Below are 20,439 nucleotides of genomic sequence, written 5' to 3' on the forward strand. Positions count from 1 at the left end.
AACTTGGCGATGCCGCGCCCGGCCAGCAGCAATGGCTGGCACGGGCGCGGCACGCTCCTCACGAGGTGACGGGTTCACTCCAGACACAGACCACGCCGCTGAGCGGCTGCAGCAGCCAGCCGGTGGCGTAGGCCAGATTGAACAGCTGGGCGGCGGCCGTGGCCAGCCGCTGCCGGTCGGGCTGGGACACCAGCATGACAGCACTGCGGCGCAGGGCGTCGGCGTCGATGACGACCGGGTAGCCGCCAGCGAGTCCGTTGACAGACACCGCACCCTGGAAGCGCTGGCCGGTCCGGTTGTAGACCAGCATGCCGGCGCCCTCGCTGTCACGGCGGGTAGCCGTGTCCAGGAAGGGGACGCCGGCGGGCCGCTGTGCCGGGTCTTCGTCGTCCAGGCCAGCCGCCAGCAGTTCCCGCGTCAGGCTACGGGCCCATGAGGCAATCCGCAGCCGGTGGGTATCGGACAGCCAGTTGCCGCGAACGGCTTCGTCGCGGTGCAGCCAGTTGTACAAGTCGTACAACGGAGAGCCCGAACTGGCCAGACGCTGTGCTGCGAGCAGCCAGGTCTGGACAGCCAGGCAGTCACGGTGAAGCGTGGCCACGCAGTCTGGCTGGGCGATGACGGTGCTGAGGTTGTCCAGCAGATTGCCGCCGCCCAGGACAGACAACTGCAACGCCGCGCTGAGCGGGCCGCCGGCGACACCGCCGGTGACCTTCCAGTCGCAGCACTCCAGCACGACGTCATCGGGGGTCTCACCCCAGACGCCGGGCGAAGCAGCCAGCCGCAGCGCAGCCGCCATCTGCTCCCGGGTGGGAGTGTGGACGGCAGGCCGGGCATGAGCAGGACGGACCTGCATGCCGGCCGTACCAAGAGCGCAGGAGCTGCCGGCGTAGCGGCGGGACGGGTAATCGGTGTCGGACACGGTGCGTGCCTTTCTCGAATGGAAGAGCGTACTTTACTATTATAGCACATTTTTATATTTTATGCAATATGAAAAGACTCCGCGCCCGGCCTGCGTGACAGGCCGGGGCGGAGTTGGTGCCTACCGCACGTTGCGGTCCCGCACGACGAAGAGATGGTGCGTCGACAGCAGCAGGTGCCGGGCGGCGTATGCCAGGCTGAATATCCGGCCCAGATGCGCCACCAGCACCTGCTCCAGCGGGATTGAAGACGCCCAGCCGGCCGTCCTGGCAGGCGAGGCCGCATCAAGTACCACCGGATGACCGCCCAAGCCATCCCGCAGCTGCCGCGTGCCTGCCAGGCGCCGCCTGGTCAGGTTGTAGACCAGCGCTCCCGCGACCGTTACGCCGGGGCGGGTGGCGGCGTCTTCAACCCGCACCGACTGCTTCGCCTCGGGGGCGATGAGGTCGGACAGGTTGGCAGTCACCGGCAGGTACTCGGCCGTCTGGCGGGCGGCCCAGGCGGCGATACCGGCTTTGGCCTGCGGCGTCAGGCCTTCGGCTGGATGATCCTCGGCATGTATCCACTCGTATAGCTCATACGCCGGCGATCGTACATCCGAGAGTAACCGCAGACACTCCAGCCAGCCACCCTGCAGCGCCAGGCAGTCCCGGTGGAGCCAGAAGTCGCCCGGGTTGCGGGCGGCCGCCGCCAGGTTCTCGATGAACGTGCCGCCGTGCAGGAACGACAGCTGCAGCGCCGCTACCAACGGACCGCCGGCCACGCCGCCACTGATACACCAGTCGAGGCAATCAAGCGACGTGCCAAAGCCGCCGCACCAGCTGGCGGGCTGCAACAAAGTGCGACGGGCCAGCTCCAATCCCGTTTCGTCCAGATTGAGGCGGGCAGTTGCGAAATTCTCGTCGGGAGTCTCTGGTGCAGCCGGGCCGATTTCGCGCGTCCTGACAGTAGGCGACATGTGAACGTCCGGGTCGTACTCCATGGCAGTTTCCTCTCGGATCGGGGATGGGACGCCTGGTCTTATCTTAAAGAATAGGAGTAGCGGTCTGCAAATAAAAACAGCCGCTCCTGCGGCTTAGTGCGGCAATGTGACAATCCCACACCCGGCGCCGTCTTCGTTGACGGGCCGGGCGTGGAATCGTTCCTTACTGAGCAGACCAGGCAGGCGGCCAGGGCGGCAGCCTAGTGGCTCCGCACCGCGACGGCACAGATGTCCGACTCCGGGCCCAACAGCGTGCCGGTCGCCACCGACAGGCTGAAGAGCTGGGCGATGGCCGCCAGCCGGCGAGCCAGAACGCGATGCGTCGTCAGCGCGCTGGCCAGGGCATCGGCCATCCAGGCCTCGATGACCACCGGCCGGCCGTTGAAACCGACGAACATGACGTCGTGCCCCGCCCAGCGCAGCCCGCTGCGGTTGTAGACCAGCAGGTCCAGCAACCGATGTGGCGGTGTCTCGTTGCAGACGACGCCTGCTGCATCAGCCGCCGCCTTGCCGCCCATCTCCGACGGGAAGTACTGCGCCGCGAAGCCACCGGCCCAGTTGACGATGAAGTCGACATCAGCCGTGGTCAGCCGCCCTGGCCGTTGACCGCCGTCGGCGCGGTAGCCGTGCAGCCTGTCGCGCAGGGCGTACAGCGGCGACTGGGGATCGGCCAGGCGCCGCATAGACGCCAGCCAGTGCCGCAGGGCCACGCACTCCTCGTGGAGACTGAGCCAGACACCCGGCAGATCGGCCACCTGACTCAGGTTGGCCGTCAGGCTGTCGCCCCCGAAGAGCGCATGGTGCATCAGCGCGGCGCTCAGTCCGCCACCAGCCAGTCCGCCGGTGCGTTGCCAGTCGATGCAGTCCGGTTCGAGCGTGGCGCCGGGCGTCGCCCACATGCGGTCGCTGGAGATCATCTCGGCGGCGTCGCGGAGTTCGTCGTCATCGAGCCGGGTGCCAATGGCAGTGCCCAGGCCGGTCTCGCCGGTTTTGAAGGTCGTGCAGAACATGCTGGAGGGTGCCATGTCCGGCCTCTCGGTTGTGCCCTGGCCTTATGGCAGGGGCGGACGGTAAGGAACGTACATCATTATATTATATCACACATATGCTTAAAAAGCAATGATACTCATCGTACTACGCCACATGGCCACAGCGCCGCGCCTGATTATTTGACTTCGGTCTTAAGCGGCGTCTCCGAGCTTCTGAAGTTGATGACGCGCCACTCCCCGCCGTCTTTCTCCAGTACGACGCGCACATACACCGTGCCGCTGCCAGTAGCGATGGTGTAGACGATGGAGGCCATTTCACGGCCATTGTCGTTCTTGATGGTCCGGCCGCTGATGGACTCCTCGCCTTGCAGGGCCGGCGAGATGGAGGAGACGATTTCTTCAAGCTGTGCTTCGGACGTCGCCCGCTTGAAATCGCCTGATGCCAAATCGTAAATGGTACCGGCATCCTCGGCCTGGATGGCGTTGACCACCTGGTTGCTGACAATTTCGGCATCTTTGGTGGCGTTGCCGACAAGGGCGAACAGCAAAGCAATCCCGCCGCCAATCAGCACGAACAGACCAAGCGCCGCCGGGATAAGTATCTTCGCCCAGGTCGGCAAGCCTTTTTTGACCGGCGCGGGCTGGGCGGGTGACGGGAGTGGCTGGCCGTAGCCAGGTGCCGGCTGAGGACCGGCGGGATCGGCTGGCTGGGGTGCTGGCGGCACTGTGCCGGCTGGAGCAGGAGGCTGGGCCATGGGCGGCGCCATCGGCACCCCCGGAGATTGTGGCTGATCAGGGTTGTTGACCGGGGGTTGCGGCTCCATAGCGCTCCTGACTTTTGAGGTAGTGTTTGACTCCAGTATATTGGTTGCGCTTCAAGAGGGCAACTGGCCAGGACGGACGCCCAAAAAGCAAAAGCGCGCCGGACAGCCCGGCACCCACGGGTGGTGGATGCCGGACTGTCGGCGCTGGTGCATCTCAGGGTTCGAGCATGTGTCGCTCTATGTGCGCGAACAGCTCATGGAAGCCGAATTGGCCTTTCTTGAAGCCCGGTAGTCCACCCGAATCATGCAGGTTGTTCACCATCTCAGTGCGACGTTCATCATTCTTCCCGCGCACAGAGCAGAGCGCCAGGTAGGACGCGTGGAGTACCCGGCGATCCCCTGGGGTCAGCACTGCACCCCATGGCGTGGTGATGTCGCGATCTTCGCGAGCCTTCATCACCAGACGCGGCCCGAAGAACAGCATGACTGCGCCGACGATGATCGCGGCGACGATTCCTCCGTCGCCCTTCTCGATGGCGTTCCAGAAGATCGCACCGACGACAACGGCGCCGATGACGATTACTCTGATCACAATACCCTCCTGTCGGACGAAGATGCGTGCATAGTATAACACAAATAGTATAAATATGCAATAGTGCAAAACAGGACCCGGCTGGATCCTGTTTTTTTGAAGACGCTGCAGTACTAGCGCATGTGCCGCCGCCGCAGCCCCGCCACCTTGATGCGGACTGCATGCCGGTCGATAAGCTGCTGGGCTTTTTCGAGCTCCAGGCTGTCTTTCGCCCGGGCTTTGAGCTCTTCGGCCCGCTTGAGGGCCTCGGTAGCCTGGGCCTCGGTGATGTCGTCGGAGTGCTCGGCTTCGTCAATCAGAAGCTTGACGCGTTCGGCCGTAATTTCAGCGACACCTCCGGTGGCAGCAAAGATTTCCAGCTGGCTGTCGCTATCACCGCGCTTACGGCGCACGCTGATGACACCGGTCTGCATCAGGGTGATCAGCGGCTGATGGCCAGGAAAGACCGCGATCGGGCCGTTGGCCGTCGGCAGCTGCACTTCGTAGACCTCTTCGGAGAACTTGTTGCCAGAAAGGGTGATCAGGTCGAGTTTCATAGTGTTATCCAATATTTCACGTGAAATATCAAACCGTTACTTTACGTCCTTGATGCTGCCCTTCATGTAGAAGGCGCTCTCCGGCTTGTCATCGTGCTTACCCTCAAGAATCTCAGCAAAGCTTTGAATGGTTTCCTTCAGCGGCACGTACTGGCCGGCGTTACCGGTAAATTTCTCAGCCACAAAGAACGGCTGACTCAGGAAACGCTGGATGCGGCGAGCGCGGTTGACGGTCTGCTTCTGCTCTTCGCTCAGCTCTTCCATGCCCATGATGGCAATGATGTCCTGCAGGTCTTTGTAGCTTTGCAGCACGCGCTGGACCTCGCGGGCGACGCGGTAGTGCTCTTCGCCGACGACTTCAGGGTCGAGGATGGTCGAGTTGGAATCGAGCGGGTCGACAGCCGGGTAGATACCGATCTCGGTCAGGGCGCGGTTCAGGACGATGGTCGAGTCGAGGTGGGCGAAGGTGGTCGCCGGCGCCGGGTCGGTCAGGTCATCGGCGGGCACGTAAACGGCCTGAATCGAGGTGATCGAACCCTTCTTGGTCGTCGTGATACGCTCCTGCAGCGCGCCCATCTCCTGCTGCAGGTTGGGCTGGTAACCCACGGCGGACGGCAGACGGCCGAGCAGGGCAGATACCTCGGAGCCAGCCTGCGTGAAGCGGAAGATGTTGTCGATGAACAACAGCACGTCCTTACCTTCGTCACGGAAGGCTTCGGCCATGGTCAGACCGGTCAGGGCGACGCGCAGACGGGCCCCAGGCGGCTCGTTCATCTGACCGAAGACCAGGCTGGTCTTGTCGAGCACCTCGGCCTCCTGCATTTCGTAGTAGAGGTCGTTGCCTTCACGGGTACGCTCACCGACACCAGCAAAGACGGAGTTACCGGAGTGGAATTTGGCAATGTTGTTAATCAGCTCCTGAATGATGACGGTCTTGCCGACGCCGGCACCGCCGAACAGGCCGACCTTACCGCCACGGGTGATGGGCGCAATCAGGTCGATGACCTTGATGCCGGTTTCCAGCACCTCGGCCTTGTTGGATTGCTCGGTCAGGGCTGGCGGCGCCTTGTGGATCGGCGACACCTTAATGCCTTTAGGCACCGGCTTGCCGTCGATAGGCTCACCGACGACGTTGAACATACGGCCCTGGGTGTCGGCGCCGACCGGTACGCTGATGGGTGCGCCGGTGGCGGCAACCTTCTCGCCGCGCTTCAGGCCGTCAGTGCTCGAGAGGGCGATGGCACGGACCGAGTTTTCGCTCAGGTGCTGGGCGACCTCAAGTACGACAGTGCCGTCTTTGCGCTCAATGTGCAGGGCGTCATAGATGGCGGGCAGGTGGCCGCGCTCGAACTCGACGTCGACGACCACACCCACGACCTGGATGATGGCGCCTTGCTTGGTTTTTACTTCACTCATTCATTATTCTCCTTGGTTGTCGGTCTAATCTCGGTACTACTTCATCGCCTCTGCGCCACCGGTGATCTCGGCCAGCTCCTGGGTAATGTAGGCCTGGCGGGCCTTGTTCATCTCCAGGGTCAGGTCGTCAATCAGGCCGTTGGCGTTGTCGGTGGCGTTGTGCATGGCCATCATGCGCATCATGTACTCCGAAGCTTTGGCGCTCAGCATGGCTTGCAGCAGCTGGCTTTCCAACAGACGGATGGTGATAGTCTCCAGTACTTCTTCGGCCGATGGCTCAAACGTTGCCTGCTGCAGGCTGGCGGGCACCTCGACATCATCGAAGCCGGCAGGCAACAGGCGGATGGCGACTGGCTCCTGGCTGACCGTCGAGACGTAGTTGGTGTAGATGATATCGACGGCATCATATTCACCATCGAGGAACTGGCGGACGGCGCTGCCGATGATCGGCTGCAGGAAGTTCTGGTCCGGTGCGTCCGGCAGGTCGGTGTGGGCACCGTCGACGGTAACGCCCGCGAGGCGCGCGGCAAAGTTCCCAGCCTGGCGGCCGAGCGTGATCAGGCTGCTTGCGATGCCATCATGCTTGTCGGCGCGCAGACGGACGGTCAATAGTTTCAGCAGGTTACTGTTGTAGGCGCCGGCCAGGCCCTGGTCGCTGGAGACGACGATGTAGAGCCGGCTTTTGACGGCGCGCTCGGCATAGAGCGGCTGCCGTTCGGCATCGCCGGCGGCATTCAGGTGGGCCAGCAGTTCACGGGCGGTCGCGGCGTACTCACGGGTAGCACCGGCAGCCTCCTGGGCACGGCGAAGATTACTCGCCGCCACCAGTTCCATAGCCCGGGTGATCTGGCGGGTGTTCTTGACGGAACCGATACGGTCGCGGATGGCGCGAGTTGCCGGCATTAGGCTTTGAAGCCTTTCGTTACTTTCTTTGCAGTGTCAAGGACGGTCGAGGTGATGGTCTCGTCAGGCTTGTCGCCCTTGCTGAGGGTGCGCATCAGGTCCTTGTGCTCGTGCCAGAGTTCGGTCAGCAGGGCGGTCTTGGCATCCTGGATCTTTTCGACCGGAACGTGGTCGAAGGCGCCGGCGTTGGCCGCCATAAGGGTGGCGGTCATTTCCCAGACACCCATTGGCTGGTACTGCGGCTGCTTGAGCAGTTCGGTCAGACGCTGACCGCGGTTGAGGCGCTGCTTGGTCTCGGGATCAAGGTCGGTAGAGAACTGCATGAAGGCGGCCAGTTCGCGGAACTGGGCCAGGTCAAGCTTGATACCGGAACCGACGCTCTTCACAGCTTTCGTCTGAGCGGCACCACCGACACGGCTGACCGAGAGGCCGACTGAGATAGCCGGGCGGATACCCTGGTAGAACAGGTTGGTCTCCAGGAAGATCTGGCCGTCGGTGATGGAGATGACGTTGGTCGGGATGTAGGCGGAGATGTCACCGGCTTGCGTCTCGATGATCGGCAGCGCCGTCAACGAACCGGCGCCCAGCTCGTCGTTGAGCTTGGCGGCGCGCTCCAGCAGGCGGGAGTGCAGGTAGAAGACGTCACCCGGGTAGGCTTCGCGGCCCGGCGGGCGGCGCAGCAGCAGGGACATCTGGCGGTAGGCGGTGGCGTGCTTGGTCAGGTCATCGTAGATGATCAGGGCGTGGCCGCCGTTGTCACGGAAGTATTCAGCCATGGCACAGCCGGCGTAGGGAGCCAGGTACAGCAGGGAAGCGGCATCAGCAGGTCCTGTCGCGACGACGATGGAATTCTCCATGACGCCCTCTTCCTTGAGGCGGTCGACTAAGCGGGCGATCTTGCTCAGCTTCTGACCGATGGCGACGTAGACGTTGACGACGCCGGTCTTTTGGCGGCCCTGGTTGATCATGGTGTCAAGCGCGATGGCGGTCTTGCCGGTCTGGCGGTCACCGATGATCAGCTCGCGCTGGCCGCGGCCGATGGGGATGATGGCGTCGATGGCGGTGATGCCGGTCATCATCGGCTCGTGGACGCTCTTGCGGTCCATGACGCCGGGGGCGGCGCGTTCAATCGGGTTGTGGTGTTTGGCCTTGATGGGGCCCATGCCGTCCAGCGGGCGGCCAAGCGGGTCGACGACGCGGCCCAGCAGGCCTTCGCCCACCGGTACTTCCAGGACGTGGCCGCTCAGGCGGACCTTGGCACCGGCGGCAACCTTGGTGTCGTCGCCAAGCAGCACGGCACCGATCTCGTCTTCGCCCAGGTTCAGGACGAAGCCTTCGACCTTGCTGCCATCATTGGCATCGATGTTGATGACCTCGGCGGCACCACAGCCGCTCAGGCCGTATATCCAGGCGACGCCGTCACCGACGCGGGTGACGATGCCGGTCTCGACCAGGCCCTCGCTACTGCGCAGGCCCTCGATGGCATCGCGGATATCCCTTGATAGTTCTTTCACTGAGATGTCTGTCATATATGATTCTCTTACTCTCTCTTAGGCCTGCAATCTATTTAATTTCGTACGGACGGACTCGTCGATCTCAAGCCCGTCAAAGCTTAGGCGGACGCCGCCGATCAGGCTTTCGTCAATGGTCTGATTAAGGGCGACCCGGTGCGCACCGGTGTGGCGGGCAACGATCTGCTTCAGGCTTTCAGCCACCCCGGCGCTCAGCTTGTGGACGCTGGTGACCTCGGCGGTAGCGATGCCGTGGCGGGTCAGCTCGCGGCTGATATCTGCCAGGTAGCTGTCAAGCTGTTTGGCCTGCTTCGTCTCAATAAGATAGGCGGCCAATGAGCGGACCAGCGCCTTCCTGTCCTTGCCGCGGGTCAGGCCGTCGACGAAGGCACGGACGACGAGCCGGCGGCTTAACCGTTGCGCCATAGCCTTACGCTTTTCCTTCTTTTAGCGCCTTCTCGATAAGGGCGTTATCGCGGCTGGCATCAAGCTTCTCCCCGATAATGGTCGCAGTCGCCTCGGCGACCAGCTGCTTGGCCTCCTGGCGCAGGGCGGCGCGGGCGCTGGTGATGTCGCTTTCGATGCCGTTCTTGGCTTCTTCGACGATGTGCTCGGCCCGGGCGACGGCGCGCTCCTCGGCGGCAGCCACCATGTCGCCAGCCTCTTTGTGGGCGGTGGCGACGATGGCGTCGGCTTCGGCACGGGCCTCCTTGAGCTGCTCGGCGATGCGGGCTTCGGCTTCTTCGGCCTGCTTCTGCGCAGCTTCGGATGCCTTGGCACCGGCGTCGAGCTGCTCCTGGCGGCGGTCAATGGACGCGATCAGCACCGGGTAGACAAACTTGCCCAGCAGGAAGACAAGGACCAGGAAGGCCAGGCCCTGCAGAACCAGCAGCTCCCACTGGATACCCAGGGCGCCAAACAGGTCGCCCTCGCCGCCGGCACTTGCCTGGGCGACAGTCATAAGGTTGGTAGTCATCGTGTGCACGTCTGACTACTCCTAGAGGAACTTGGCGATAATGGCAACGATGATGGCGATGATAGCCAGGGCGTCGACGAACGAAATGGCCAGGATCATCAGACCGCGGATGTCGCCGATCTTTTCCGGATTGCGGCCGGCAGCACCGACGGCTGCGGCACCGATAAGTCCGGCACCGACACCACACAGGCCGGCTGCGATTGCGTAGGTCAGACCAAATGCTAATTCTTCCATTGTTACTACTCCTTTAGTTACTTTCTACTTATTATTGCCATACCGTCATTATCAATCTGAAAGCGCGGCCGCTTTGGCATGCTTATCAGGGTGGGTATGCGGGGGTGAAGTGGGGGATGGATTGTTGTCGAGCGACGTCTCGGTATCGTGCGTCTCGTGCGGGCCGTGGCTGGCGGTGCCCAGGGAAATGAAGACGATGGTCAACATGAAGAAGACGTAGGCCTGGATGGCGCCGATGAACAGCTCGAATACCATGAAGAACGGCAGGGCGATGACGGCGAAGTAGCTGGTCAAAAAGCCTACCATCACCAGCAGCACCTCGCCGGCAAAGACGTTACCGAAGAGACGCATGCTCAGGGCGACCAGGCGCGAGAACTCAGCGATGATTTCCAGGACACCTTCGAAGGCGCCGGCGGGGTCGCGGAACGGGTTGCGCAGATAGCGTCCCAGGTTGCCGAAGGCTCCGTGCGCGCGGATGGCGTAGATCTGCACCGTCACCATGCTGATGATGGCCAGGGCGAAGGTGACATTCAGGTCGGCGGCCAGGCCGCGGAACAGCGGCAGGCCGTTATACGTCACCGGACCGACGAAAGGCAGGATGCCGGTCCAGTAGTTGACGATGATGAAGAAGAACAGGGTGATGGCCAGCGGCGCCAGTTGCCGCGCCATCTTCTTGTCATTAGTGACCTGCTCGATGGTATTCAGCAGTCCTTCGAACAGCCAGAGCAGGGCGACGGCGAAACGGTTGCGGCTGTTGTTCCTGGCGGCCTTAGCCATGAAGGCAAAGAGCCAGATGACCAGTGCATAGCCGATGATGCCCAACAGTATGGAATTGGTAATGGCAATCGGCCCCACGTGAAAAAAGGTGTCCGGCGCCAGACTGACATGCGGCGTCTCGGCAGCGAAATTGGTGAGCATATTGATTGTCATCGTTGATCGGTTCCTTTGTCAGTCTTAACGCTTGTGAGCTGCTGCCGGACCAGCAGGACGGCCAGGGCACAGCCCAGGACGATGCCGGTCAGGGTCAACCACGGCTTGGTATGGAAACTGTTATCACCCCAGACGCCCAGCAGGGTACCGCCGACGCTCGGGACGAATAACCGCCAGGTGGTGTCTGCGATAGTGCCGAACACTAAAATGGCCGATTGCGTAGTAGGGGTACCCGCTTCGGTCATGGGTGCGTGCGCGCCATGCTTTTCGGACTTTTCTGGCATTTACGGATTACTATAGCAATTTTTGTAGGTTTAGGCAACTTGATTTCATGAATATTCCAGATGTGGGGGCGCGCAAATGCCCGGTTTCATTCCGTTGACATGTCGCGCCGTATGTATTGTAATGCAGTACGACCGGCCACTGTGGCCCGTCACGGCATATCGAAGGAGCAGCATGACGGATCAGCGCCCTGTGCCGGTTGAGGTCTTCGCCCAGGCCCACCTCACCGCCAGGACCCAGAAGACGCCAAGCCGGCTGCGTACCGGTGGCGGCTGGCTGAACGTCCACCGGGCAGATGCCGCCAGTCGTCGCCAGGCGCTATCGGCCCTGGAGTATGGCGACGTCCGCCTGGCCCTCATCAGCCTGGCGGTACTGACCCATGGCGTGCTCAGTGCCGCGCACAACGCGGTACTGACTGGCATCGTGGCCGCCGCCTTCGGGCCGGATGACGAGCTGGACGAAGCGCTGCATAGCGCCCAGCCACTCGGACAGGACACGAGTGCACGCGATGAAAGCCTCATCCGCTTGCTCGACACCGTACGCAAGGTACGGAGCAGCAGGAATGCGAATGAACGGCGGCGCATCATCGCCGCGGCGCTGGAAGCGATCCTGTAGCCGCCGGCCGGCCGCGCCGGTCGCTGCCTCACGTTTCTCCCGGACCGCCTGCCTCACGGCGGCGGTTCGGGACTGACCGATGCTTTCGACTTATATGTCGAAGGTGGCGGCCAGACATGCCGTGCAGACACCATTTGCGTTTTGCCAGGGGCGACCGTACCATGAGGACATGCCCCGCCGCACGCCACCATCCCGCCACATCCCCCGTCCGCTGCCGCGGCCAGGTTCACGTTGTGAAGATAAGCGGCGCTATGAATCCCAACAGGCCGTCCAGGCCGCCCTCGATGACGCCGAGCTGATGCGCCCCTGGATCACCCTGGGCACCTACCAATGCCTGGAATGTTTCGGCTGGCATCTGACAAGCCGCCGCCAATCAGATACAATAGATGCAGAAGACTGACGTATATGCTTCTGAGAGGAGACTGCTTATGAGTGATATCAAACTTGATGATGACAAGAAGGTAATCGTATACGGCGCCGAGTGGTGCGGATACTGTCATCAGGCCATGGCCTATTTTGACAAGAAGGGCGTCGCCTATGTTTACCACGATATCGAGCGCGAACCAGGTGCCGCCCAGGAACTGATGCAGAAGCTCGGCGGGCCGGTGCAGGGCGTACCGGTACTTGATGTGTACGGTGAGATCATTTTGGGATACGACCTGGGGCGCATCAACCAAGCTTTGGCAAAAGCCTGATCCAATTCCTAACCTGATTTTATACGAGGAGTACTATGTCCAGCACCAACCGCACATTGCTGATAACCGGCATCCTGGTCATCCTGGCTGCCGCTGGCGGCTATTTTGCCTTGGCACAACGGGCCGATGAGACCACCCGCCAGGAACCGGCCGTCACGAAGCCCGTAGAAAATAAGCCCGCCACCGGCACTACGACTCCGGACGAGACGGCAGCACCCGCCGCGTCGACCGCCGGCACATACACTGATTACTCCGCCGAAGCCCTGGCTGCCGCGGGCGATAATGAACGTGTCATATTCTTCCACGCGCCGTGGTGTCCGCAGTGCCGCCAGCTTGAGGCCGACATCGAGAAGAACGGCGTACCGGCCGGCGTCACCATCCTCAAGGCAGACTACGACAGCAACCAGCCATTGCGCCGCGAATACGGCGTCGTACAGCAGACCACCGTCGTACACGTCGATAGCGAGGGCAAAAAACTAGGCCTGTTCCTGCCCTATAGCGATCCGCGGCTCGAGCCCGCACTGACCGGCCTCGGTATCAACGGTAGCGACGAGTAACATGGGTCCGGAACTGCTCTTCATCAGCCTGCTGGCAGGATTTCTGACGGTGCTGGCGCCCTGCATGCTGGCCGTGCTGCCCGTGATCGTCGGCGGCAGCATCGGCGTCTCAGCCAAGCCGGACACGGCCAAGGCACTGCGCATCGTGGCCAGCCTGGCGCTGAGTGTCACGGTATTCACCCTGCTGCTGAAAGGGACTACTGAACTATTGGCGGTTCCGCAGGAGGTATGGCGGGGGATAAGCGGCGGCCTCGTGGTGCTACTGGGTGTCTTCCAGCTGTTCCCGCAGCTATGGGAGCGGCTGGCACTGGGCATGAACCTCGGCGCCAACAGGGCGCTGCGCGCCGGCAGCAGCCGTCGAAGCGCGCTGGGCGACATCATCATCGGGGCGGCGCTCGGGCCAGTGTTCACCAGCTGCAGTCCGGTGTATGGCCTGCTGATTGCCGTGGTACTGCCGGCCTCATTCACGCTCGGGGCATTGTATGTGTTGATCTATGCCATCGGCCTGGCTGCGGCCTTGTTGCTGCTCGCTCTGGCCGGACAGCGGCTCATAGCCCGCCTGCGCTGGGCGGCCAATCCCACAGGCATGTTCCGGCGCGGGCTGGCCGTACTCTTCATCGCCGTGGGCCTGAGCATCATTTTCGGCTGGGACAAGCTGGGTGAAGCCTGGCTGCTGGAGCGTGGTCTATATGACGGCACCACCGGCCTGGAAAATCTGCTACGGTAAGGATATGCAGGGTCAAGGAGGTTCAGATGTTTGATGATTACAAGCAGAAGCAAAGCGTCGTCGTAGTCTACACCGGCGACAGCAAAGGCAAGACCAGCGCCAGCATCGGCCTGATGTGCCGCGCCTTGGGGCGGGGCTGGCGGGTAGCCTACATCCAGTTCGTCAAGAACTGGGAGGTGGGCGAGCACACCTTCATCCGCAAGATTCAACCTTTATTTAATGATTCTTTGTTTTTCTATAAGGGTGGCCTTGGGTTTTATGAAGCGCCGGACGACCTTAGTGCCGCCGATGTGACGGACGCCGACCACAAGCAGGCAGCCCAAGAGACCCTGGCCGAAGCACGCACCGCCTTGACGGGCGGGGAATACGACCTGGTCATCTGCGATGAGATCAACAATGCCCTGCACGATGGCCTGCTGACGCGCGAGGAGTTCGAGGCGTTGCTCAAGGATAAGCCGGAAGATGTCAGCCTCTGCCTGACGGGCCGCAACTTTCCGGAGGATATGCTGCACCACGTCGACATCGCGACGGAGATGAAAAAGATCAAGCATCACTTCGACGACAAATACCTGGCCAAAAAAGGCATCGATTACTAACAGCTAAAAGAAAGGGGGCGGCCGATGGCCAGTTTGAACGCGCTACTGAAACGCCGTACGCGCACCTTGCTGCGCAGTGCGCTTGGCCTGGTGCTGGCCTTCATCGTCTTCACGCTGGCCCAGAGCCTGGAAGGCAAGGGACCGTTCACGCCAGATGACCCGGCGCCGCCCGGGCAGTACACCGTCATCGATGTCGCGGACGGCGACACCATCTACGTCAGCATGGACGGCATCCGCGAAAGCATCAGGCTGGTGGGCGTGGACACGCCAGAGACGCACCACCCCAGCAAGCCGGCGCAGTGCTACGGCACAGAAGCCACGCAGTTCACCCGCAATCTCGTCAAAGGCAAGCCGGTCAAACTGGTGGCAGACACCAAACAGCCCAATCGCGATAAATACGGGCGGCTGCTGCGCTATGTCTTTTTGCAGGATGGGCGGGAGTTGAATGAGCTGCTGGTGACGGGCGGGTATGCATTTGTCACGAACTTCAATACCGAGAAAAAGAAAGAGTTCAGGCAGCTGCAGGAGGCGGCGAAGAATTCGAGGACGGGGTTGTGGGGTGCTTGCACCGTCAAGGAGTCAGGGAGCTATCTGCAGACCAATAGCGTTGAGATGTAGTGTCACTTTTGGATTAGTTGCCGACTGCGTAAGCTCTTTGTTATGCTTAGGTTATAGGCACAACAAGAAACAGGAACTTCACAATGAAAAGGCATGGCAGTCTCTTAAATAAACTTATTGGCCTAGGGCTGCTAATGGGTTTGGGTACAATAGTTTTCAGCCAGCCAGTGGGAGCAACAGCTACTCAAATTTCAATTGGAGGTCAACCTCTGCGGTTCGTCCCGTCAGCGTTATATGCGCATCTCGACGGCAACATTTCGGCTGCATCATGCAATTTAGGCCCATATTATGATAACTATACATATCTTAAGACTTTAACTCCTGAAGATACGCCAACAAATAATATTGTCAGCAGCAACCATGGAAGTACTACGTGGAGCCCAGTATCGTGCAACGAGTCCAGCATAGTAGCAGGAACTGATGGGACGACCTATGTGTCGGAAGTTCGGACAATAAGTAATCACCTAGAGTATCGCTTAGCTGCTTATCGTAATAATGCCGAGCTATGGGCAATACCCCTCACGGCCTGCACTGCCACGAGTCCTGACTATATTGCTCAAGGTCGAGCAGCGCACCCGACCATAGGTCGCGATGGCACACTGTATGTAATGTCACTAGCTTCCTCACAATGTACATCCACTGATCAAGATTCCAGGTTATACGCACTTAGTATGCTAGATGGCAGCGTCAGGGCAAATGCCCAAATTGCCGAAAATACAGTCTACCCGTCAACTTCACCCCTGGTTATAACATCAGGCGGGGTTGCAATATTGCAAAATACCATTGACTACGATAGTAATAATGCACCACAAACCGACCACATTAGTGTCCGTTACTTTAATCTTAATAAAACAAACACTACCTACTCTTTCTCGGAGAACAGCCCCCTTAATCATGATGTATCCAGCCAGCCTTATGCCAATCGGCAAGGTGTTGCCCAGATTACCGGTGATAGCACTGGCCAGATATATGCACTACTTTATCCTGATACCCATCCATACAACAACTGTACTAGCGACTATGAGATTGCGGTGCTAAGGCAAACTGCGAATGGCCCCGATTTAAGCTATCTAGCGAATGATGATTGCAATTTCAAATTAGGCTCTATGGCCATAACTCCAGACGGGGGACTCGTGACACTAGGGGGTCCGGACAATAGCAGTGCGAGTAGCCTTGACGACCGAATAATTAAGTTTTCCGCAACAGGCTCTGTAGTTTTCGACATCAATCTCAATAGCACTTTAGTGAGCGCTGGGTATGAACAGCCTTATTCAAGTTCGAGTCCGATCGTCGATACTAATGGCGCAATATACATTGTTTCCAACGCTGAATTAACCGCCAGCTGGCCACGCGACCGACACAATATTGTGCGTCGTTTTGAGGCCACAACCGGAGCATCGACCGTAGTCTACTCGTCAACGGAAGTATCGGGGCTTGACGGAAATACATCCGAACGATTTGTAACAACAGGCAGAGCGGATATTCAAAATGGCACATTTTACTTTGTGCAATGCAAATCAGATTATAGTAACTGCAACGCTTCTCAAAACATTAGCATTATCAAAGCAACAGGAGTGGACATAGGCAACCGTTATCCGCAATCCGAAGTACTGCAAGCTTACACGGTAGATGGCGATAATGATGAGCTAAGCCTTAGTCAAGAAGTAATGCAAGGCACACTAGACGATAAGCCAGATACTGATCGCGACGGATTGACAGATTACGTTGAATCTAACGCATATCCCGATAGACATGCCACTTTCTGCAACACATCAGCTACTCCAATCTCATGCGCGACTCCTCATCCCAATGCGAAGGATATATTTGTGGAAATTGACTGGATGACCAAAGTTGAATCTAACGGCCAGGGCTACGATTATTATCCTACACAGCCATCACCAAGTCAGTTGTCGCTCGTCGGACTTGCATTTCACGCAAAGAATATATATACGCATTTCGACATTGGTCCTCATACCACTACCAACATCACAACGCCAGGAGTAGAAATTGGAGACTTTGGTGGCGGGCAAAACCTACCATACATAAGGGATTTGTATTTAGAATCGGAAAATGATTTGGATGTTGACTTGTATAGCTACAAGAACGAATTAACTCCAGTGTATTTTGACAAATCAAATCGCTACGGGAAGTGGCGCTATATGATATCCGGAAGCTATCTGGAGGATGATGATGACGACAACCCTAGTGGAATTGCATACGCCGGGGATGATGATGCGGTTATAGCTTACGATTTAATAAAAAATGATTTTTTTACTCAAAATGTAAACTGGGATAATTTTGATCAACAAATTGCAAAATTAATTATGCATGAATTGGGCCATAATCTTTGTCTTAGCCCAGATAGCCAGCAAGGTCAGTATGCGGGCCAGCCCTTAATCTGCGCTTCCGACAAGGTTCATGGCTATGCAGGCATTTATAATACCTTGGGCTTAAATGGCTACTACCCTAGTGTAATGGGTTATGCATATTTACAAGATTTTTACACAGTACCTAGCTACTCGAACGGCACGCACGGCAATGAAGATCATGATGACTGGACTCCGGTGCAATACGGTTTGGATGACTTTACCTGCAACACGAAGGGCGATGAAGATAACGGGCCAGCCGACTGCACTGCAAATAATGTGAATCAGTAGTTCTCGATGCTATAAACTACCCCGTCTCTAGTTATTCGAAAGTAATGCTGCGCAATATCATAAATGCCAAGGCATCATTCTCTGTTGAGTCGGAGTCGGTTTGATAAACATAAGTTTTGTTTTTGTGCCCAATTATATAGCTTACAATCATTTGATATTGCGAGCTTGACGAAGTCCTCTTAGTGCTAACCAGCCGAACACCTTCTTTGTCGTTAAGTTTAAAAAAATCTTTAGACTTGATATCCACCCAAATAACCAAGGGTTTCTGCACCACTCTACCGTCATCTCCAGTATCTTTATCTTCAAAATCTTTGATGACGCCCTCTACTGGAAGGTCGTAGATAATAATTTTAAACTTTTCACTTTTTACACCATCCTTATCATAAAATAATACACTACGCTGAGTAATCGGCCCTCCGTTAGCAGTAGAGGAAAGCTCTTTTGATTTAGGGTATAGCTCGGCAGGATGACTCAAGGCCAAGCCAAGCGTTTGATCTTTGTAAGATTTCCAGTCAGCAGGCGGACTTAGCAGTGGATCAATATTGTCAATTTTATCTGCGGTCTCTATATGTTTTGAAGTTTTGTTTACAGTGCCGGTTGAGCCGGGCGTAGGAGTATCAACCTGCTGCTTTGTATTGCTTATGTTGAAGCCTACTAAAGCCACTACAGCTAACAACGCTACTGCAAAAGCACCTACTAACAACATCCTGTGGTTTTTCATAACATAAGCATAGCATGACGTTCACGCGAGAATTAGACTGCGCGAAAGTTGTTAGATCCGAAAACTATAGTGAATCTGCGGACTCACTGCGCTACTCCAACGGCTGCGCGTCCTTATAAATCTCAACCATCCGCTTCGCCAGCCGGTTGATATCAAATTCCTTGGAAAGCTTGCGCGAGGCGCTGGACATCTGCTTCAACCGCTCACGGTCAGCCAACAGCGTGCGGAAGACTTCGGCAAAGTCGGCCGGCTCCGGCGTATCAGTCAGGATGGAGTTCTCGGCGGTCAGGCCTTCCTTAAGGTTGTCGTCACAGTAGACTACCGGCAGACCGCTGGCAATGGCTTCCAGGATGACCATCGGCTGGTTATCAAAGCGGTAAGAGGCAAGCGTGAAGACATCGCTTTGGCTGAGAATGTAGGCCACGCAGGCAGGGGACTGCTTGCCGGTGAACCAGATGCGGTCGGCGACGCCCAGCTCTTCGGCCAGTTCCTCGAGGTTCTCGCGCTCCGGGCCGTCGCCAACCAGGATTAAGCGCACCTTGGGGTCGGCAATGCCGGCCATGGACTCAACCAGGACGCGCTGGCGCTTCTCGCCGCTCAGCCGTCCCACTGCCGTAATCCAGCGCTGGCCGCGCGGTTTCTTGAAGGTGCTGGTGGAATGCTCGTCGTCAGTGCGGGCTTTGTACTGTTCGAGGTCGATGCCGTTCGGCAGCACGTAGCACGGCGCCTCCAGCCCGTGGGCGGCCATAGTGTAAAACAGGTGCTCGGACGGGGCGATACAGGCCGACGTGTGGGCAAAGAAGGTGTTCATCAGCCGCCAGGCCTGCTTTTTGAACAGGTCGCGACTGTCCATACTCAGACCCTGCAAAGAACCGAACTCAAACGGCAGCACTGGCCGGGTCTTGAAGGCGATAGGATAGCCGATAGAGACGGCGATCATGCCGGAGATGACTGCCGCCGGGTAGTTATCGAGCAGCTCGGTAAACAGGGTGTGCATGGTCGAGACATGCGGAATACCCTGGCGCTTGGCCACCATGCTGCCCAGCGCGCCCATCCAGAACTGGGTGTGGCTGTGGACGACATCAAACTCATACTCATCAAACTTCTTGGCCATGCCGGGATAGACGATGGATACCGGCCGCTTATCAAAGATATACGAGTTGAAGGAGTTGGTGCGGATGACATGATCATCATTATCCTCATAATCGGCACACTTGGGCGCGATAATGAAGACCTCATGGCCAAGCCGCTCGTAGGCGGCCCGCAGGTTCTGGATCGATGTCGTCACGCCATGAATATATGGCAGGTAATCATCGGTAAAAAATGCAATTCTCATAATTCGGAGGTTAAACTTCATCACATTATACCATAACCGTGGCGTTTTATCGAGAGGAAGCTGTTTTATGCAGGCACGACGGTTGGTGCAGGCTTTCAGCTTCCTCTATACTGGGCAGCATGAACGAACCGCTGATCAGCATCATCATCCCGTGCCATAACGAGGCGGCAACCATCGGCGGCCTGCTCGACGATCTGCGCGCCCAGACCGATCTGCCCTACGGCAGCTTTGAAGTCATCGTCGTCGATTCCGCCTCGACCGACGGCACCGGGGATGCCGTCCGCACCCATGGGGACGGCCTGCCGCTGCAGGTAGTGCGCGTGGATGAGCCCGGCGCCAGCCTGGCCCGCAACCGTGGCGCGGCTGTCGCCCGCGGCTACTTCTTTATGTTCTGCGATGCGGACGTGCGCCTGCCACGCCTGTTCATCGAGGCCGCCCGCAAAGAGATGGGGCGGCGCGACCTGACGGTTGCCGGTTTTAAACAGCGAATTTTATCATCGTCGCTCAGCATGCGCGCCGGCGGCCGGCTGATGAACGGCTATGCCCTGGCAATGAGCATCACGCCGTGGCCGATCTTCTTCAGCTGCTACATCGTCCAGCGCGACCTGTTCCGGGCCATCGGCGGCATTGATGAATCGCTCTACCTCATGGAGGACTACGACGTGGCCCTGCGCGCCAAGCGGGCCGGCGGCAGCTTTGGCATCATCACCGGCACGTATTTCCTCAGTTCGCCGCGCCGCTACGAAGGGCAGGATGGCCTGCAGCAGCTCAAGCGCGGCTTTTACGGCGAGTTTTACCGTTACACGCACGGCCTGCGCGTGGACAAACCGATTTATGAATACAAGATGGGTGGCGAGGACAAGCCCAAGAAGTAGGCGCGG

25 protein-coding genes are annotated in these 20,439 nt (G+C 58.7%); 9 read left to right on the plus strand and 16 right to left on the minus strand.

Annotation, left to right across the window (positions count from 1 at the left end; genetic code table 11):
• Positions 1-58 precede the first annotated feature (58 nt).
• From JNJ66_04360 to JNJ66_04425, 14 genes are all read right to left on the minus strand, one after another.
• On the minus strand, positions 59-922 hold the full coding sequence (locus JNJ66_04360) for a hypothetical protein (protein ID MBL8159665.1): 864 nt from the start codon (positions 920-922) through the stop codon (positions 59-61).
• A 120-nt stretch (positions 923-1,042) separates the two neighbouring features.
• The gene (locus tag JNJ66_04365; protein MBL8159666.1) at positions 1,043-1,903 is read right to left on the minus strand and encodes a hypothetical protein; all 861 of its coding nucleotides are present in this window, start codon (positions 1,901-1,903) and stop codon (positions 1,043-1,045) included.
• Between the two features lie 200 nt (positions 1,904-2,103).
• Positions 2,104-2,709: a hypothetical protein gene (locus JNJ66_04370; GenBank protein MBL8159667.1), complete on the minus strand. Its 606-nt coding sequence runs from the start codon at positions 2,707-2,709 to the stop codon at positions 2,104-2,106.
• Between the two features lie 359 nt (positions 2,710-3,068).
• Positions 3,069-3,716 (minus strand): hypothetical protein, encoded by a 648-nt coding sequence (locus JNJ66_04375; GenBank protein ID MBL8159668.1) that lies wholly within the window; start codon positions 3,714-3,716, stop codon positions 3,069-3,071.
• 154 nt (positions 3,717-3,870) lie between these two features.
• Positions 3,871-4,290, minus strand: a complete 420-nt coding sequence (locus JNJ66_04380) for a hypothetical protein (protein MBL8159669.1) — start codon at positions 4,288-4,290, stop codon at positions 3,871-3,873.
• Positions 4,291-4,361: 71 nt separating this feature from the next.
• Positions 4,362-4,784, minus strand: a complete 423-nt coding sequence (atpC, locus tag JNJ66_04385; GenBank protein ID MBL8159670.1) for an ATP synthase F1 subunit epsilon — start codon at positions 4,782-4,784, stop codon at positions 4,362-4,364.
• A 36-nt stretch (positions 4,785-4,820) separates the two neighbouring features.
• On the minus strand, positions 4,821-6,200 hold the full coding sequence (gene atpD, locus JNJ66_04390) for a F0F1 ATP synthase subunit beta (protein ID MBL8159671.1): 1,380 nt from the start codon (positions 6,198-6,200) through the stop codon (positions 4,821-4,823).
• Between the two features lie 36 nt (positions 6,201-6,236).
• Positions 6,237-7,103: an ATP synthase F1 subunit gamma gene (gene atpG, locus JNJ66_04395; protein MBL8159672.1), complete on the minus strand. Its 867-nt coding sequence runs from the start codon at positions 7,101-7,103 to the stop codon at positions 6,237-6,239.
• Positions 7,103-8,632, minus strand: coding sequence for a F0F1 ATP synthase subunit alpha (locus JNJ66_04400; protein MBL8159673.1), 1,530 nt, complete (start codon positions 8,630-8,632; stop codon positions 7,103-7,105). The genes atpG and JNJ66_04400 overlap by 1 nt, the downstream gene beginning before the upstream one ends.
• A 21-nt stretch (positions 8,633-8,653) precedes the next feature.
• Positions 8,654-9,040: a F0F1 ATP synthase subunit delta gene (locus JNJ66_04405; GenBank protein MBL8159674.1), complete on the minus strand. Its 387-nt coding sequence runs from the start codon at positions 9,038-9,040 to the stop codon at positions 8,654-8,656.
• A 4-nt stretch (positions 9,041-9,044) separates the two neighbouring features.
• The gene (atpF, locus tag JNJ66_04410) at positions 9,045-9,599 is read right to left on the minus strand and encodes a F0F1 ATP synthase subunit B (GenBank protein ID MBL8159675.1); all 555 of its coding nucleotides are present in this window, start codon (positions 9,597-9,599) and stop codon (positions 9,045-9,047) included.
• A gap of 12 nt (positions 9,600-9,611) precedes the next feature.
• Positions 9,612-9,824: a H(+)-transporting ATPase gene (locus tag JNJ66_04415; protein MBL8159676.1), complete on the minus strand. Its 213-nt coding sequence runs from the start codon at positions 9,822-9,824 to the stop codon at positions 9,612-9,614.
• 51 nt (positions 9,825-9,875) lie between these two features.
• Positions 9,876-10,652 carry a F0F1 ATP synthase subunit A gene (locus JNJ66_04420; protein MBL8159677.1) on the minus strand — a complete coding sequence of 259 codons (777 nt, stop codon included), beginning with the start codon at positions 10,650-10,652 and terminating at the stop codon, positions 9,876-9,878.
• Positions 10,653-10,750: 98 nt separating this feature from the next.
• Entirely contained in the window at positions 10,751-11,038 is a 288-nt protein-coding gene (locus JNJ66_04425; protein ID MBL8159678.1) for an AtpZ/AtpI family protein, read from the minus strand.
• A 172-nt stretch (positions 11,039-11,210) separates the two neighbouring features.
• On the opposite strand from JNJ66_04425, the gene JNJ66_04430 reads away from it, so the two are divergent.
• The 8 genes from JNJ66_04430 (at position 11,211) to JNJ66_04465 (ending at position 17,501) form a co-directional block, all read left to right on the plus strand.
• Positions 11,211-11,651 (plus strand): hypothetical protein, encoded by a 441-nt coding sequence (locus tag JNJ66_04430; GenBank protein MBL8159679.1) that lies wholly within the window; start codon positions 11,211-11,213, stop codon positions 11,649-11,651.
• Positions 11,652-11,745: 94 nt separating this feature from the next.
• Positions 11,746-12,051 (plus strand): hypothetical protein, encoded by a 306-nt coding sequence (locus JNJ66_04435; protein ID MBL8159680.1) that lies wholly within the window; start codon positions 11,746-11,748, stop codon positions 12,049-12,051.
• A 28-nt stretch (positions 12,052-12,079) separates the two neighbouring features.
• Positions 12,080-12,346, plus strand: a complete 267-nt coding sequence (locus JNJ66_04440; protein MBL8159681.1) for an NrdH-redoxin — start codon at positions 12,080-12,082, stop codon at positions 12,344-12,346.
• A gap of 35 nt (positions 12,347-12,381) precedes the next feature.
• Complete coding sequence (locus tag JNJ66_04445) at positions 12,382-12,903, plus strand: thioredoxin family protein (protein MBL8159682.1); 522 nt, start codon at positions 12,382-12,384, stop codon at positions 12,901-12,903.
• Between the two features lies 1 nt (position 12,904).
• Positions 12,905-13,630 carry a cytochrome C biogenesis protein gene (locus tag JNJ66_04450; GenBank protein ID MBL8159683.1) on the plus strand — a complete coding sequence of 242 codons (726 nt, stop codon included), beginning with the start codon at positions 12,905-12,907 and terminating at the stop codon, positions 13,628-13,630.
• A gap of 26 nt (positions 13,631-13,656) precedes the next feature.
• Positions 13,657-14,226 (plus strand): cob(I)yrinic acid a,c-diamide adenosyltransferase, encoded by a 570-nt coding sequence (locus tag JNJ66_04455; GenBank protein MBL8159684.1) that lies wholly within the window; start codon positions 13,657-13,659, stop codon positions 14,224-14,226.
• A 24-nt stretch (positions 14,227-14,250) separates the two neighbouring features.
• Positions 14,251-14,844 (plus strand): thermonuclease family protein, encoded by a 594-nt coding sequence (locus tag JNJ66_04460; protein ID MBL8159685.1) that lies wholly within the window; start codon positions 14,251-14,253, stop codon positions 14,842-14,844.
• 83 nt (positions 14,845-14,927) lie between these two features.
• On the plus strand, positions 14,928-17,501 hold the full coding sequence (locus JNJ66_04465) for a hypothetical protein (GenBank protein MBL8159686.1): 2,574 nt from the start codon (positions 14,928-14,930) through the stop codon (positions 17,499-17,501).
• A gap of 31 nt (positions 17,502-17,532) precedes the next feature.
• On the opposite strand, the gene JNJ66_04470 is transcribed toward JNJ66_04465, so the two are convergent.
• Both JNJ66_04470 and JNJ66_04475 read right to left on the minus strand, forming a co-directional pair.
• Entirely contained in the window at positions 17,533-18,222 is a 690-nt protein-coding gene (locus JNJ66_04470; GenBank protein MBL8159687.1) for a hypothetical protein, read from the minus strand.
• 91 nt (positions 18,223-18,313) lie between these two features.
• Positions 18,314-19,558: a glycosyltransferase gene (locus tag JNJ66_04475; GenBank protein ID MBL8159688.1), complete on the minus strand. Its 1,245-nt coding sequence runs from the start codon at positions 19,556-19,558 to the stop codon at positions 18,314-18,316.
• A gap of 119 nt (positions 19,559-19,677) precedes the next feature.
• Between JNJ66_04475 and JNJ66_04480 the strand changes: the two genes are divergently transcribed.
• Positions 19,678-20,433, plus strand: coding sequence for a glycosyltransferase (locus JNJ66_04480; GenBank protein MBL8159689.1), 756 nt, complete (start codon positions 19,678-19,680; stop codon positions 20,431-20,433).
• Positions 20,434-20,439 lie beyond the last annotated feature (6 nt).

The organism is Candidatus Saccharibacteria bacterium, assembly GCA_016789455.1.
Taxonomy (GTDB): Bacteria; Patescibacteriota; Saccharimonadia; order Saccharimonadales; family Saccharimonadaceae; genus CAIJKY01.

Bases quoted from the DNA above. Each gene is read 5' to 3' on its own strand.
- JNJ66_04430 (MBL8159679.1), top strand. From the start codon at position 11,211: ATGACGGATCAGCGCCCTGTGCCGGTTGAGGTCTTCGCCCAGGCCCAC.
- JNJ66_04480 (MBL8159689.1), top strand. From the start codon at position 19,678: ATGAACGAACCGCTGATCAGCATCATCATCCCGTGCCATAACGAGGCG.
- JNJ66_04445 (MBL8159682.1), top strand. From the start codon at position 12,382: ATGTCCAGCACCAACCGCACATTGCTGATAACCGGCATCCTGGTCATC.
- JNJ66_04375 (MBL8159668.1), bottom strand. From the start codon at position 3,716: ATGGAGCCGCAACCCCCGGTCAACAACCCTGATCAGCCACAATCTCCG.
- JNJ66_04365 (MBL8159666.1), bottom strand. From the start codon at position 1,903: ATGGAGTACGACCCGGACGTTCACATGTCGCCTACTGTCAGGACGCGC.
- JNJ66_04465 (MBL8159686.1), top strand. From the start codon at position 14,928: ATGAAAAGGCATGGCAGTCTCTTAAATAAACTTATTGGCCTAGGGCTG.
- JNJ66_04475 (MBL8159688.1), bottom strand. From the start codon at position 19,558: ATGAGAATTGCATTTTTTACCGATGATTACCTGCCATATATTCATGGC.
- JNJ66_04415 (MBL8159676.1), bottom strand. From the start codon at position 9,824: ATGGAAGAATTAGCATTTGGTCTGACCTACGCAATCGCAGCCGGCCTG.
- JNJ66_04440 (MBL8159681.1), top strand. From the start codon at position 12,080: ATGAGTGATATCAAACTTGATGATGACAAGAAGGTAATCGTATACGGC.
- JNJ66_04470 (MBL8159687.1), bottom strand. From the start codon at position 18,222: ATGAAAAACCACAGGATGTTGTTAGTAGGTGCTTTTGCAGTAGCGTTG.
- atpG (MBL8159672.1), bottom strand. From the start codon at position 7,103: ATGCCGGCAACTCGCGCCATCCGCGACCGTATCGGTTCCGTCAAGAAC.
- atpD (MBL8159671.1), bottom strand. From the start codon at position 6,200: ATGAGTGAAGTAAAAACCAAGCAAGGCGCCATCATCCAGGTCGTGGGT.
- JNJ66_04455 (MBL8159684.1), top strand. From the start codon at position 13,657: ATGTTTGATGATTACAAGCAGAAGCAAAGCGTCGTCGTAGTCTACACC.
- JNJ66_04435 (MBL8159680.1), top strand. From the start codon at position 11,746: ATGTCGAAGGTGGCGGCCAGACATGCCGTGCAGACACCATTTGCGTTT.
- JNJ66_04400 (MBL8159673.1), bottom strand. From the start codon at position 8,632: ATGACAGACATCTCAGTGAAAGAACTATCAAGGGATATCCGCGATGCC.
- JNJ66_04450 (MBL8159683.1), top strand. From the start codon at position 12,905: ATGGGTCCGGAACTGCTCTTCATCAGCCTGCTGGCAGGATTTCTGACG.
- JNJ66_04460 (MBL8159685.1), top strand. From the start codon at position 14,251: ATGGCCAGTTTGAACGCGCTACTGAAACGCCGTACGCGCACCTTGCTG.
- atpC (MBL8159670.1), bottom strand. From the start codon at position 4,784: ATGAAACTCGACCTGATCACCCTTTCTGGCAACAAGTTCTCCGAAGAG.
- JNJ66_04370 (MBL8159667.1), bottom strand. From the start codon at position 2,709: ATGCACCATGCGCTCTTCGGGGGCGACAGCCTGACGGCCAACCTGAGT.
- JNJ66_04425 (MBL8159678.1), bottom strand. From the start codon at position 11,038: ATGCCAGAAAAGTCCGAAAAGCATGGCGCGCACGCACCCATGACCGAA.
- JNJ66_04405 (MBL8159674.1), bottom strand. From the start codon at position 9,040: ATGGCGCAACGGTTAAGCCGCCGGCTCGTCGTCCGTGCCTTCGTCGAC.